The organism is Nocardiopsis sp. LDBS0036 (assembly GCF_041228755.1).
Classification (GTDB): domain Bacteria; phylum Actinomycetota; class Actinomycetes; order Streptosporangiales; family Streptosporangiaceae; genus Nocardiopsis; species Nocardiopsis dassonvillei.
Genome location: NZ_CP141103.1, coordinates 5,325,878 through 5,340,153 on the forward strand (window position 1 = coordinate 5,325,878; position 14,276 = coordinate 5,340,153).

Consider the following 14,276-nt stretch of genomic DNA (forward strand, 5'->3'; position numbering starts at 1 on the left):
GGGGCCCGGGCGCCGCACCGGTCGCTCCGCTGGGATGCTGCTTTCCGACCGGCCTCAGCTCACGGGGGCCGGTTCGGGCGCCCACAGGGTTCTGGAGGCGGCGGGCGGCGGGTGGGACGAAGCGAAGCGAAGGCCCGGAGAGGACACCGCCTAGGACCCGGGCTCGAACCAGACCGCGCCGAGCGGGGGCAGGACGACCTCCGCCGAGAACGGCTGCCCGTCCCAGGGCACGGGCTCGGCGTCCACGCGGGCGGGCGCCGGGTGGTCCGACCCGCCGAAGCGCGCCTCGTCGGTGTTGAGCACCGCGTTCCACCGGCCCCCGGAGGGCAGGCCCATCCGCCGCCCCGTACGGGGCACCGGCGAGAAGTTCACCGCGCAGGCGAGCACAGAGCCGTCGTCGCCGTGGCGCAGGTACGACAGCGTGTTTCCCTCGCGGTCACCGCCGTCCAGCCAGGTGAAGCCCGCCGGTTCGGTGTCCTGGGACCACAGCGCGGCCCGGGGCCGGTAGGCCTCGTTGAGCGTCCGCACCAGGCGCTGCACCCCCGCGTGGTGCTCGAACTGGAGCAGCCACCACGGCACGCCCTCCCGGTGCGACCACTCGTCGCCCTGGGCGATCTCCCCGCCCATGAACAGCAGCTGCTTGCCCGGGTGGGACCACATGAACGCCAGGAGCGCGCGCAGGGTCGCCGACCGCTGCCACTCGTCGCCGGGCGGCTTGTTGAACAGCGACTGCTTGCCGTGCACCACCTCGTCGTGCGACAGCGGCAGCACGTAGTTCTCGCTGTAGGCGTAGACCATCGAGAACGTGACGTCGTCGTGGTGGTACTGGCGGTGGACCGGCTCCTTCTTGACGTACTCCAGGGTGTCGTGCATCCACCCCATGTTCCACTTGAACCCGAAGCCGAGCCCGCCGTGGTCCACCGGCGTGGTCACGCCCGTGTAGGCGGTGGACTCCTCCGCGATCATCGCCACGTGCGGGTTGCGCCGGTAGACGGTGGTGTTGAGCTCCTTGAGGAAGTCGATCGCCTCCAGGTTCTCCCTGCCGCCGAACACGTTCGGCTCCCAGGCCCCGGAGTCGCGCGAGTAGTCCAGGTAGATCATCGAGGCCACCGCGTCCACCCGCAGGCCGTCGACGTGGAACTCCTCCAACCAGTACAGGGCGTTGGCCACGAGGAAGTTGCGCACCTCGGTCCGCCCGTAGTTGAAGATCAGCGTTCCCCAGTCCGGGTGCTCGCCCCGGCGCGGGTCGGGGTGCTCGTACAGCGCGCTCCCGTCGAAGCGGGCCAGCGCCCACTCGTCCTTGGGGAAGTGCGCGGGCACCCAGTCCAGCAGCACGCCGACCCCCGCGCGGTGCAGGGCGTCCACCAGGTGGCGGAACTCGTCCGGCGTGCCGAACCGGGGCGTGGGCGCGTAGTACGAGGTCACCTGGTATCCCCAGGAACCGTCGTAGGGGTGGCCCGCCACGGGCAGGAACTCCACGTGCGTGAACCCCATGTCGGTCACGTACGCGACGAGTTCCTCGGCCAGTTCGGCGTAGCCCAGCCCGGGCCGCCAGGAGCCCAGGTGCACCTCGTACACGCTCATCGGCGCCCGGTGCTGCTCCACGCCCTTGCGCTCGGCCATCCACTCCTGGTCGGACCACACGTGCGTGGAGGAGGTGACCACGGAGGCGGTCGCGGGCGGCATCTGCGTGCACCGCGCCATCGGGTCGGCCTTGTCGCGCCAGTGCCCGTCGGCGCCCAGGACCTGGAACTTGTACAGGCCGCCCTCACCGATCCCGGGCACGAACAGCTCCCACACACCGCTGGATCCCAGGCTCCGCATCGGGTGCCCGACGCCGCTCCAGTGGTTGAAGTCGCCGATCATCCGCACGCCGCGCGCGTCCGGCGCCCACACCGCGAACCGGGTTCCGGCCACCTCGCCCATCGCGGTGTCCTCGACCCGCACGTGCGCTCCGAGGGCGTTCCACAGCTCCTCGTGGCGGCCCTCGCCGATCAGGTGCAGGTCCAGCTCGCCCAGGGTCGGCGCGAACCGGTACGGGTCGGCGGCCACGTGTTCGGCGCCGTCCTCGTAGCGGGCGCTGATCCGGTAGTCGGGCACGGAGCCGAGCCTGCTCCGGGACACCTTCGCGGAGAACACGCCCCGGTGCAGGTGGTCCAGGCGCAGCCGCGAGCCGTCGGCCAGGACGGCGTGCACCTCCACCGCGCCCGGCCGCAGGGCCCGCACCACGGTGCCCCGGCCCTCGGCGTGCACGCCCAGCAGCGCGTGCGGGTCGTGGTGGTGGCCGTCCACCAGCCGGTCCAGGGCGGCGACCAGTTCGGGGTCGGGCCCCTTGCGCCGGGAGGCGGCCGGTGGTTTCGCCGTCGCGGCCCTGCCGTTCGTCGCGGCCCTGCCCTTCGCTGCGGCCCTCCCGTTCGCGGAGGCCCTGCCCTTGGAGGCTGCCGGGGCCTTCTCACCGGTCCCCGCCGTCGCGGCCTTCCTGACGGCCTTGGCCGCCTTGCCCCCCGCGGGCTTCCCGGCGGCGGGTTCCACCGCGGCCGCCGTCTCGGCGACCGACACCTCCTCCACGACCGGGATGCTCTCCACGGCCTTCTTCTTCGGGTTCTTCCCGTTCGTCGCAGTCTTGGCTGCGCTGGCACGCGGACGTTGTTCGCTGCGCGGCGAGGTCAATGCGGACTCCGTGGTACTCGTGCGGACGGATCGGGGGGCGTGGTGGTCGAAGGGGCGGCCGCCGCGCTCGGGAGGCGGCCGCCGACGTGCTCAACCGGGCACGGGAGGCGCGGCGGCGGTGGCGATGGACTCCAGCGGGACCCGCAGCCAGTTCGGCCGGTTCCGGGCCTCGTACAGCACCTCGTACACGGCCTTGTCGAACTCGAAGGCCCGCAGGACCGCCAGGTGCTTCTCCGGGTCGGCCCCGCCGCCGTCGGCGTAGCCCCGGCAGAACGCCTCCCGGTTGTGCCGGGCCCAGGAGCGGGCCGCCCACTCCAGACCGGGGTCGCCCGGGTGCCCGATCAGCAGGTACCCGGCCGCGTAGTCGAAGGAGCGGAGCATCCCCGCCACGTCCCGCAGCGGGCTGGACAGGCGCTGGCGGTCGCGCACCGGCACGGTGGGCTCGCCCTCGAAGTCCAGCAGCACCCATCCGGACGCGGTCCGGATCGCCTGCCCCAGGTGGTAGTCGCCGTGGATGCGCTGTATCGGCAGCGGCTCGTCCACCTCGGAGAAGTCGGCGTAGGCCTCCATCACCCGGGGCGCGTGCTCGGCCAGCTCCGGCACCTCGGCGCTGGCCATCGCCAGGCGCTCCACCATGGCGTCGGCCATCTCGGCCGCGCCCGTCGGGGTGAGCACGTCCGTGGGCAGGGTCCGGGCCAGCGACCGGTGCACCTCGGCGGTGGTGCGGCCCAGCTGGGCCGCCTCGTCGGTGAACGCGGACTCGCGCCCGTCCCCCGGCCCCTCCAACAGGGCGCGCACGTTGGCGGTGGCGAGCACCCACCCGTCCGTGGCGTGCGGGATGTAGGTCTGGAGCATGGCCAGCGTCGTGGGTGTGGAGTGCCCGGCCAGGTCGGCCTCGATCCACCCGCACGGCCGGGCCACGTACGGGGTTCCCGACAGGGCCATGTTCAGCTCCAGGTCCGGGTTGGGCCCGGGCCAGAGTCTGCGGAAGGTCTTGAGGATGTAGTCCTCGCCGAAGACCAGCGACGTGTTGGACTGCTCGCCGGTGAGCAGCCGCCCGGATGACCCGGTGCGGACGCTGTCGCCCGGCAGGCTGCGGAAGCGCACCTTTCCGGAGGGTTCGGCCCCGGTGGGGGCGGCGAACCGCTCCAGGAGCATCCGGGTCAGCTCCTCGTCGTGGGCGGCGTCGTAGACCACCCTGGGTCTGCCGCCCGCCACCTGGCACACGCCGATGGCCACGCGCGCCAGGTCCGGTGGCAGGGAGCGCGGCGGCCGCGAACCCAGCAGCACCTGGTAACGGGAACTGCGGCCCCGCTGCCCGGCCTGGAGGACCAGGACGTTCAGGTCCGGGCCGTCGGGGCCCGACGTCACCAGCGTGTACCTGCTCTCGACCCGGATCTGGCGGATGGGGATCCCCTTGCCGGAGAACCAGCGCTGTCTCGGTAGCCAGACGGCCAGGAGTTCTTCGAGTTGGGACATGTCAGAGCGACCCGTTTCCCTTCTCGCCCCCACCCCGGCCCGTGCGCTCCGCGGCCGGGCCGGAGAGGCCCGACGCGCGCACCGCGCTCCCGTGGGAGGGGGTGCGGGCGCCGTCGCCGAACGCGGGGGAGAACCCGGCCGGGATGCTGGACGTCGTGCTCACTGGATGGTCCGGTGCGTGCGTCCGGGCCGCGGCCGCCGACACCGGCGAGGTCTCGAAGGTGGCGTGCACCCGGGCCCCGGCCTCGGGCAGTCCGTAGGACGGCATACCGTCCCGGTTCGTGCCCGCGGACTCCCGGTCGGCGGTGGTGGGCAGCTGGAACCAGTAGAAGCCGTGCCCGGGCAGGGTGAGCAGGTAGGGCAGCTCCCCGATCTCGGGGAAGCGCACACCGCCCACGCACTCCACCGGGGCGACCCCGGCGTAGCGCCCCAGGTCCAGCTCCACGGGCTGCGGGTACCGCGACAGGTTGTTGACGCAGAGCATCCGGTCGTCGCCGTGCTCGCGGATGAAGGCCAGCACGCTCGGGTTGGTGGCGTTGAGTTCGGTGAAGGCGCCGGTGCCGAACACGGGGTGGCGCTTGCGGATCTGGATCATGCGCCGCGTCCAGTGCAGCAGCGAACCGGGGTTGTCGCGCTGGGACTCCACGTTGAGCGCTTGGTACCCGTAGACCGGGTCCATGATCAGCGGCAGGTACAGGCGGGCCGGGTCGCCCTTGGAGAACCCGGCGTTGCGGTCCGAGCTCCACTGCATGGGCGTGCGCACGGCGTCGCGGTCGCCCAGCCAGATGTTGTCGCCCATGCCGATCTCGTCGCCGTAGTACAGGACGGGCGAGCCCGGCAGGGACAGCAGCAGGGCCGTGAACAGCTCGATCTGGTTGCGGTCGTTGTCCAGCAGGGGCGCGAGCCGCCTGCGGATCCCCACGTTGGCGCGCATGCGGGGTTCCTTGGCGTACTCGGAGTACATGTAGTCGCGCTCCTCGTCGGTGACCATCTCCAGGGTCAGCTCGTCGTGGTTGCGCAGGAAGATCGCCCACTGGCAGTTGCGGGGGATCGGCGGCGTCTGGGCGAGGATCTCCGAGATCGGGAAGCGCTGCTCCTGCCGGACCGCCATGAACATGCGCGGCATCAGCGGGAAGTGGAAGTTCATGTGGCACTCGTCGCCGCCGGACTCGAAGTCGCCGAAGTAGTCGACGACGTCGGACGGCCACTGGTTGGCCTCGCTCAGCAGCACGCGGTCGGGGTAGAGCCGGTCCACCTCGGCGCGCACGCGCTTGAGGAACTCGTGCGTCTCCTTGAGGTTCTCGCAGTTGGTGCCCTCGCGCTCGTACAGGTACGGCACGGCGTCCAGGCGGAACCCGTCGATGCCCAGGTCCAGCCAGTAGCGCAGGACCTCCAGGATCGCCTCCTGGACGGCCGGGTTCTCGAAGTTGAGGTCGGGCTGGTGGGAGAAGAACCGGTGCCAGTAGTACTGGCCGCGGACCTCGTCGTAGGTCCAGTTGGACGTCTCGGTGTCGACGAAGATGATGCGGGCCTCGTCGTAGCGGTCGTCGGTGTCCGACCACACGTAGAAGTCCCCGTAGGGCCCGTCCGGGTCCTCGCGGGAGGCCTTGAACCACGGGTGCTGGTCACTGGTGTGGTTCATGACCAGGTCGGTGATGACCCGGATCCCGCGCCGGTGCGCCTCGTCCAGGAGCTCCACGAAGTCGGCGGTGCGGCCGAACTCCGGGAGGATCTTGAAGTAGTCGGAGATGTCGTAGCCGCCGTCGCGCAGGGGCGACTCGTACATCGGCAACAGCCACACGCAGTCGATGCCCAGCCACTGGAGGTAGTCCAGCTTCTGCACCAGCCCGGCGAGGTCGCCGGTGCCGTCGCCGTTGGAGTCGAAGAAGCCCCGGGCGAGGACCTCGTAGAAGACGGCGTGTTTGTACCAGTGGGGATCACTGGTGCCGCCGGAGGACATCAGCGGGCCGGTGGCGGCCCCGGTGGCCGGGGCGAGCGGACCGTGTTCGGCGTGACCGTGTCCGCCGGGGCCGGGCTCGTCTTTGCTCATCTACTACTCCCCACCAAGAATGTTCGACGTCGGTTCAACAGGCGTTTCGGACACGGCGGGGCTCCGGCGGAGCAGCTCCGCCGGGCCCCGTGCGCTGGTTTCGGGGCCGCTATCTGCCGCTGACGGTGAACACGTGCGCGGAACCGGCCGCGGGGTCGAGACGGACGTAGTTGTCCGCACCCCAGGTGTAGGAACGGCCGGTCAGCTCGTCGGTCACCCTGAACTCCTCCTCCCTTGTGAGGCCGATGGACGGCAGATCCAGGTGCACCGTCGCCTCGCGTGCGTGGTGCGGGTCGAGGTTGACGACGGCGATCACGGCGTCGTCGGGGTCCTTGGGGCCGGTTCCGGGCCGGTGCTTGGAGAAGCAGACGATCTCGGGCCGGTCCACGTGGTGGAAGCGCAGGTTGCGCAGCTCCCGCAGGGCCGGGTGCTCCCGGCGCAGCCGGTTGAGCAGCGTGATGAGGCCGGTGAGGGTCTCGCCGGAGGCCTCGGCCGCGGCCCAGTCGCGGGGGCGGTACTGGTACTTCTCCGAGTCGAGGTACTCCTCGCTGCCCGGCCCGGCGGGGGTGTTCTCGCACAGTTCGAAGCCGGAGTAGACGCCCCAGGTGGGGGAGAGCAGGGCCGCCAGCACGGCGCGGACGGCGAACGCGGGCCGACCGCCGTGCTGGAGGTAGGCGTGCAGGATGTCCGGGGTGTTGGCGAAGAGGTTGGGGCGCAGGTAGTGGGCGCTCTCCCGGCTCAGCTCGGTGAGGTAGTCGGTCAGCTCGTCCTTGCCGTTGCGCCAGGTGAAGTAGGTGTAGGACTGGTGGAAGCCGACCTTGGCCAGCGTGCGCATCATGGCGGGGCGGGTGAAGGCCTCGGCGAGGAACAGCACGTCGGGGTGCCTGTCGGCGACGTCGGCGAGCAGCTTCTGCCAGAAAGCGACCGGCTTGGTGTGCGGGTTGTCGACGCGGAAGACGCGTACGCCGTGCGCGATCCAGTGCTCGACCACCCGCAGGACCTCCGCGTACAGGCCCTCGAAGTCGCGGTCGAAGTTGAGCGGATAGATGTCCTGGTACTTCTTGGGCGGGTTCTCGGCGTAGGCGATGGAGCCGTCGGCCCGGGCGGTGAACCACTCGGGGTGCTCGGTCACCCAGGGGTGGTCGGGGGAGCACTGCAGGGCCAGGTCCAGGGCGATCTCCATGCCGTGCTCGCGGGCCTCGGCGACGAAGGCGTCGAAGTCGGCGAGGGTGCCCAGGTCGGGGTGGACCGCGTCGTGGCCGCCGTCGGCCGACCCGATGGCCCACACCGAACCGGGGTCGCCGGGACCGGCGGTCAGCGCGTTGTTGGCGCCCTTGCGGTGGGTGGTGCCGACCGGGTGGATGGGCGGCAGGTAGACCACGTCGAAGCCCATGTCGGCGATGGCGGGCAGGCGCTTGGCCGCGGTGGCGAGGGTGCCCGAGAGCTCCTGGCCGGGCGCGGTGTCGACCTGGGCGCCCTCCGAGCGCGGGAAGAACTCGTACCAGGAGCCGAACAGCGCGCGCTCGCGGTGGACGACGACGCTGGTGCGCTTGGACCTGGTGACCAGCTCGCGCAGGGGCGCGCGCTCCATCTCGGCCAGGACCTCGGGGGTGAGCGCCGCCTCGAAGCGCTCCACCGGGGTCATCGAGGTGTCGCGCAGCGCCTTGGCGGCGGCGTTCAGGAAGGGGCGGCGCGGGACCCGTCGCCCGGCGCGGGCGAGCAGGCGGGCGCCCTCCTCCAGGACGAGTTCGGTGTCCTGGCCCAGCGGGAGCTTGACGCCCGCGACGTGGTGCCAGGTGGCGAAGGGGTCGGTCCACGACTCGACGGCGAAGGACCACGTCCCCTCCGTGGGGAGGCTGACGCAGGCCTCGTAGCGGTCGGTGCCGGGGGCGTGCTCGCGCATGGGGACGAGCTGTTCGCGGCGTCCCTCGGGGGAGTAGACGACGACGCCCGCGGCGAGGGAGTCGTGGCCCTCGCGGATCACCGTCGCTCCCACGGTGAAGCGTTCGCCCGGAACGGCTTTCACCGGTCCGAGGTCGTTCTCTGGAGAGATATCGAGGATGGGCAGGCGTCCGATCACTGGCTACACCGTAATTGTCGTGGTTCGACGTTCGGAACCGTGCTGTTTTTCGGCAGGCGGAAATAACCGGGAGTTAATCCGGGGCAAGACGGAGTTCACGGAGCATCCGGAACAGAAACTGTCCGGATTAAGGCTTCGGTGCCCTCCGCTGTCTATCGTCTGCCCTCTTGTGGTGTTTGGCGGAGTGCCAGGGCCGGATAATTTCTGTGATCCTCGCCACACTGGATGCGTGTGCTAAGAGCCGGTGTTTGTCGGGTTTCTGCTGAGTAAACCTCTCAAAGCGGTCATAAGGATGCAGCAGATTCAGGTGTCTCTGTGGTTGTTTTCCGATGCATTCTGTGGAAATGACGGAAAACTGATCGGTCATGTTGGACGGTGTGCTGCGGTGGGTAGGGATGACCGAATGCACGCGCGAGCTGTATGGCCGTATTCCGGACATCCGCGCGTGACCGAATAGTCGTCTAAGGAACTTTTGTCACGGATTCGGGCATCCGTGGCCCGGGAGTCTCCTCGGTGCTCGCTCTCCCTCCCTGCTCCGGGTGTGTGACGCGCCTGTTTCGTGGTGATTGAAGAAATATGTTCGTTCTGCGGTGCTTTGCTTGGCATTGAGGAAGTTTTTCGCTGACGCGCCCGTTAACCCGGCCTGCCCTTTGCGTCCGCCCTGAGACCGTGGTCGATGGAGTTGTCCGCCCGCACGTCCCGCGGGCGGGGCGGCACACGGCCGTAGGGGGCGACGTGACGGAGTCCAACCAGCGCCCGCCGCGTGGGCGGCGGCACGAGGCCCCGCGCCGGAACTGGCGCGGGGCCCTCTCCCGTGCGGTACCGGCCGCCGCGGGTCCGCGTGTGCGGCGGTGGGCCGAGGCCCTGCGCCGGAAGGTGTCGGAGCCGACCCCGGCGGGGGACCGCCGGGAGACGGTCCAGCGCCTGGCCGGAACCGGCGCGGTCGCCGGTCTGCTCACGGCGGCGCTGGTCATGCCCTGGGTCGGCGGCCTCGGCCTGGCGGCCAGGGACTCCGCGGCGGCCTTCATGGCCCTGCCCAGCGACCTGGCCGTGCCGCACCCCGCCGAGCGCGTGCTGCTGACCGACGTCGACGGGGAACCGATCGCCGAGGTCGCCGAGCGCGAGCGCGACGTGGTGCCGCTGGACGAGATCAGCCCCTGGGTGCCCGCCGCCCTCATGGCGATCGAGGACGACCGCTTCTACGAGCACGCCGGACTGGACCTGCGCGGCACGCTGCGCGCCGCCGTCCGCACCGTCCTGGGCAACACCCAGGGCGGGTCCACCATCACCCAGCAGTACGTGAAGAACCTCCTCATGGAACAGGCCGACACCGAGGAGGAGCTGGCGAGCGCCAACGCGCGCACCCTGACCCGCAAGGTGCTGGAGCTGCGCTACGCCATCGAGCTGGAGGAGAAGCTCACCAAGGACGAGATCATGGAGGGCTACCTCAACCTCGCCTACTTCGGCCAGAACGCGTACGGCATCGAGGTCGCCGCCGAGCGCTACTTCTCCGTCCCGGCCTCCGAGCTCGACCCCGCGCAGGCCGCCACGATCGTGGCGCTGGTGCGCGCGCCCTCGTACTACGACCCGCTCACCAACCCCGAGGCCTCCGTCGAGCGCCGCAACCTGGTGCTGGACCGGATGGTCGCCACCGGACACCTGGAGAGCGCGCAGGCGCAGGAGTACAAGAGCCGGGGCCTGGAGGTGGACGAGACCCCGCGCGCGGGCAGCTGCTTCAGCAGCGAGCAGCCCTTCTTCTGCGACTACGTCATGCGGTGGCTGGGCGGCTCCGACGCGCTCGCCGGGACCCAGGAGGAGCGCGACCGGATACTGGAGCGGGGCGGCATCACCGTGCGCACCACCCTGGACCTGGACATGCAGGAGGCCGCCGAGCAGGCGATCGAGCGCTACGTCCCCGCGGGCGACTCCCACAAGTTCGCCGCCGAGGTCCTCGTGGAGCCCGGTACCGGCCGGGTGCGGGTGATGGCCCAGAACATGCGCTACGGCTTCGACGACGAGCCGGGCACCACCTCGATCAACCTGTCCGTGGACCACGAGGACGGCGGGTCGCTGGGCTACCAGGCGGGTTCGACGTTCAAGCCGTTCACCCTGGCCGCCGCCCTGGACGCCGGGCTCAAGTACGACACCAGCTTCTCCTCGCCCGAGTCCACGACGGTGAGCGGCCTGGAGAACTGCGAGGGCGGCAGGATGGCGCCCTGGGACGTGCGCAACGCCGGGGAGAGCGACGGCGGCAGGCACAACATGATCAGCGGGACGAAGGGCTCGGTGAACACCTACTTCGCCCAGCTCCAGGAGCGCGTCGGCCTGTGCGAGACGGCGGAGATGGCCCAGAGCCTGGGCATCCACCGCGCGGACGGCGAGGACCTGCAGGTGTGGAGCTCCTTCACCCTGGGCGACCAGGAGGTCTCCCCGCTCACCATGGCCAGCGCCTACGCCGTCTTCGCCTCCCGGGGCACCTACTGCGAGCCGGTCCCCGTGGCCTCGGTCCTCTTCGAGGGCGAGGACGGCGAGGAGGTCGAGATGGGCACCGAGTGCGAGGAGGGCGCGCTGGACACCGAGGTCGCCGACGGCGTCAACCACCTGCTCCAGCAGACCTTCGAGGGCGGTACCGCCAACGGCCTGGAGATCGGACGCCCTGTGGCGGGCAAGACCGGCACCACCGACAGCGCGGCCTACGCGTGGTTCGCGGGCTACACCCCGAACCTGGCCGGGACCGTGGTGGTCGGCGACATCCGGGGCGGGGAGCAGCACACGCTCCAGGGCGTGACCATCGGCGACCGCTACTACGGCATCGTCTACGGGGCCACGCTGCCCGGCCCGATCTGGCAGGCCACCATGCGCGAGGCCGTGGCGGACCTGCCGGAGGAGGAGTTCGCCCCCTCGCCGAAGGTCTACGGCAAGGCCTCGGACAAGCCGTCGGGCGGCGGTGGCGACAACGGTGACAGTGACGACAGTGACGCCGGTGGAGGCGATGGAGGCACGGCTGGCGGTGACGGCGGCGTCGCGGCCGGTGGTGGTGGCGGTGGCGGCGGTGCCGGGGGTGACGATGGCTCGACCGGCGGCGGTGGCACCGGTGACGGCGGTGGGGGAGCCACCGGCGGTGGTGGCGGGGGTTCGACCGGGGGTGGTGGCGGTACCGGAGGCGGCGGAGGATCGACCGACGGCGGTGGAGGCACCGGTGACGGCGACGGCGGGGGTTCAACCGGTGGAGGCGGCGGTACCGGTGGCGGCGGCGGTGGTGGTGGAGACGGCAGCGGTACCGGCGGAGGCGGCGGCGGTACCGGTGGCGGCGAGTCCCCGGGCGGGGACGGCGGCGCGCCCTGGGGCGGCGCGACCCCGGGACCGCAGGTGCCCGAGGGCGGCGCCAGTCCCGGGGGCTGAGGCCCCGACGTGCGCTGACGCGACCCGGGAACACCCCGGCGCTCCCCCTTGTTCATAATGGACGAAACCGACAGGGGAGCGCGCGAGCGCTGAGAGTGCGGCACCAGGCCGCAGACCCTTACACACCTGATCTGGGTCATGCCAGCGAAGGAAGTCGTAGGAACCGTCACCGGTGGCGTGCTCCCGCGCACCGGGGACGTCCCGGCGCGCACGGAACGCGTTCCGGCGCCGCTCTCGGCCGCACGGGCCCCTCGCATCCCCCGGCGAAGGGACACCATATGAAGAGGGACACCACCCCCCAGGGCGCCGGCTTCCGGCGCGACCTCCTCGGCCGACTGCGGAGCTGGCGCACCGTCGACATCGTCGTGGCCTCCGTGATCGGCGTCGCGGTCGGCGTGGTCTTCTGGCTCTGGAACATCGTCTGGTCGGTCACGACCCCGCTGTTCGTCGGCTTCCCGCCCGCGCAGGCCGTCGTCTACGGCATGTGGCTGATCTCCGGCGTACTGGGCGGCCTGATCATCCGCAAGCCCGGTGCGGCCCTGCTCACCGCCATCGCCGCCGCCTCGGTCTCGGCGCTCCTGGGCACCCAGTGGGGGATCATGGTCATCCTCGACGGCGCCCTCCAGGGCATCCTGCCCGAACTCGTCTTCCTCGCCTTCGGCTACCGCCGCTGGGGCATGGGCGTGGCCGTCCTCGCGGCGGCGGTCGCGGGCGTCTCCCCCGCCATCCGCGACAACCTCGCCTACAACGTGACCTGGCCGCTGTCCTACCAGGTCACCTACGGCGTCATCGTGGTGGTCAGCGCCGCCCTCATCGCGGGCGTGGGCTCCCGCCTGCTCACCACCGCCCTGGCCCGCTCCGGGGCGCTGGCCCCCTTCCCGTCCGCGAGGGGCTGACCGTGGCCTCCGCGAACGGGCGCCGGACGGCGGCCGGGGGCCCGGGCGCGCGCGTGGAGCTCTCCGGCTGGGGCTGGCGGCACTCGGGCCGCGGGTCCCACGCGCTGCGCGGCGTGGACCTGGTGATCGAGCCGGGCGAGCGCGTGCTGCTGCTGGGCGCCTCCGGCGCGGGCAAGTCCACCCTGCTGCACTCACTGGCCGGTCTGACCGGCGAGGACGCCGCCATCAGCGGCGACCACGAGGGCACCCTGCTCCTGGACGGCGAGCCCGCCGACCGGAGCCGGGGCTCGGTCGGCCTGGTCAGCCAGGACCCCGAGACGCAGCTGGTGATGGCGCGCGCGGGCGACGACGTCGCCTTCGGCCCGGAGAACCTGGGCGTGGCACCCGACCTCATCTGGCCCCGGGTCCACGAGGCACTGGAGGCCGTGGGCTTCCCGTACGGACCGCGCCACCCCACCGGGGCGCTGTCGGGCGGTGAGAAGCAGCGCCTGGTGATCGCCGGGGCCCTGGCGATGCGCCCCCGCCTGCTGCTGCTGGACGAGCCCACCGCCAACCTCGACCCCGCCGGGGCCGCGCTGGTGCGCGGCGTGCTGGCCCGCCTGCTCGCCGAGACCGAGGCGACCCTGGTGCTGGTCGAGCACCGCGTGGCCGACGTCGTGGACCTGGTGGACCGGGTCGTGGTCGTGGCGCCCGGCGGCGGGGTCGTCGCCGACGGCCCGCCGGGAACGGTGTTCGCCGAGCACGGGCGCTCGCTGGCCGCGCAGGGAGTGTGGGTGCCCGGGCACGAGCCCGCGCCCGTCCTGGCGCCCGCGCCGGGCGGGGAGCCCCTGCTGGAGGCCGTGGGCGTCACGGCGCGCACCCCGAGCCAGCTCGGCGTGCGCGCGGCGCCCCGGCGCACGGTGTTCGAGGGGGTGGACGCCACCGTCCGAGCCGGAACCGCGACCGCCCTGACCGGACCCAACGGCGCGGGCAAGTCCACGCTGCTGACCCTGCTCGCCGGACTGTCCAGGCCCCACCGGGGGGCGGTGCTGCCGCGCGGGCCGTTGGCCGGGGCCGACCCGCGCCCGCTCGTGCGCTGGCCCGCCCGCAGGCTGGCCCGGCACGTGGGCACGGTCTTCCAGCACGCCGAGGACCAGTTCGTCACCGCCACCGTGCGCGACGAGCTGCGCTTCGCCCCGCTGCGCGCGGGTATGGGCGAGGCCGAGACCGAGGCCTGGGTGGGCGAGCTGATGGAGCGTCTGCGCCTGTCCGCGCTGGCCGACGTGCACCCCTACACGCTCTCGGGCGGGGAGAAGCGGCGGCTGTCGGTGGCCACGGCGCTCAGCTCGGGCCCCGCGCACGCGCCCGACGCGCTCGTCCTCGACGAGCCCACCTTCGGTCAGGACACCCGGACCTGGACCGAACTCGTGGAGCTGCTCGCCACCCTGCGGTCCGCGGGCCGCGCGGTGGTCATGGCCACCCACGACGACCTGCTGCTGCGCAGTCTGGCCGACGCGCGGGTGCGCGTGGCCGGGGGCCGGGCCGTCCAGGAGGCCGCCGCACCGGGCGCCGGGGCGGAGCCGCCCGGCCCGCCGGAGCCGACCGGGCCCGCGGGGCACGCGGCGGCGGGAAGGGGGAGCCGTGGCTGACCGGAGGCCGTCGGACACACCCGGGAAGGGAACCCGTACGCCGGACGGGATCCGGGAGGCGGACGAGGTCC

At 72.0% G+C, this 14,276-nt stretch carries 7 protein-coding genes and 1 riboswitch; of the genes, 3 read left to right on the forward strand and 4 right to left on the reverse strand.

Annotated elements, in window-relative coordinates; genetic code table 11:
• Positions 1-150 precede the first annotated feature (150 nt).
• The 4 genes from glgB to UIS43_RS22825 form a co-directional block, all read right to left on the reverse strand.
• Positions 151-2,292 carry a 1,4-alpha-glucan branching protein GlgB gene (gene glgB, locus UIS43_RS22810; protein WP_041553017.1) on the reverse strand — a complete coding sequence of 714 codons (2,142 nt, stop codon included), beginning with the start codon at positions 2,290-2,292 and terminating at the stop codon, positions 151-153.
• A gap of 468 nt (positions 2,293-2,760) precedes the next feature.
• The gene (locus UIS43_RS22815) at positions 2,761-4,149 is read right to left on the reverse strand and encodes a phosphotransferase (protein WP_013151303.1); all 1,389 of its coding nucleotides are present in this window, start codon (positions 4,147-4,149) and stop codon (positions 2,761-2,763) included.
• 1 nt (position 4,150) lies between these two features.
• Positions 4,151-6,199 carry a maltose alpha-D-glucosyltransferase gene (treS, locus tag UIS43_RS22820; protein ID WP_117198193.1) on the reverse strand — a complete coding sequence of 683 codons (2,049 nt, stop codon included), beginning with the start codon at positions 6,197-6,199 and terminating at the stop codon, positions 4,151-4,153.
• A gap of 109 nt (positions 6,200-6,308) precedes the next feature.
• Complete coding sequence (locus UIS43_RS22825) at positions 6,309-8,279, reverse strand: alpha-1,4-glucan--maltose-1-phosphate maltosyltransferase (RefSeq protein WP_358170974.1); 1,971 nt, start codon at positions 8,277-8,279, stop codon at positions 6,309-6,311.
• A 735-nt stretch (positions 8,280-9,014) separates the two neighbouring features.
• Between UIS43_RS22825 and UIS43_RS22830 the strand changes: the two genes are divergently transcribed.
• The 3 genes from UIS43_RS22830 to UIS43_RS22840 all read left to right on the forward strand — a co-directional run bounded on the left by UIS43_RS22830 (position 9,015) and on the right by UIS43_RS22840 (position 14,205).
• Positions 9,015-11,681, forward strand: coding sequence for a transglycosylase domain-containing protein (locus tag UIS43_RS22830; protein ID WP_358455931.1), 2,667 nt, complete (start codon positions 9,015-9,017; stop codon positions 11,679-11,681).
• A 62-nt stretch (positions 11,682-11,743) separates the two neighbouring features.
• Positions 11,744-11,851, forward strand: a riboswitch (TPP riboswitch).
• A gap of 108 nt (positions 11,852-11,959) precedes the next feature.
• Complete coding sequence (locus UIS43_RS22835; RefSeq protein ID WP_013151307.1) at positions 11,960-12,577, forward strand: ECF transporter S component; 618 nt, start codon at positions 11,960-11,962, stop codon at positions 12,575-12,577.
• A 2-nt stretch (positions 12,578-12,579) separates the two neighbouring features.
• Positions 12,580-14,205 (forward strand): ABC transporter ATP-binding protein, encoded by a 1,626-nt coding sequence (locus tag UIS43_RS22840; protein ID WP_071621309.1) that lies wholly within the window; start codon positions 12,580-12,582, stop codon positions 14,203-14,205.
• Positions 14,206-14,276: the final 71 nt, after the last annotated feature.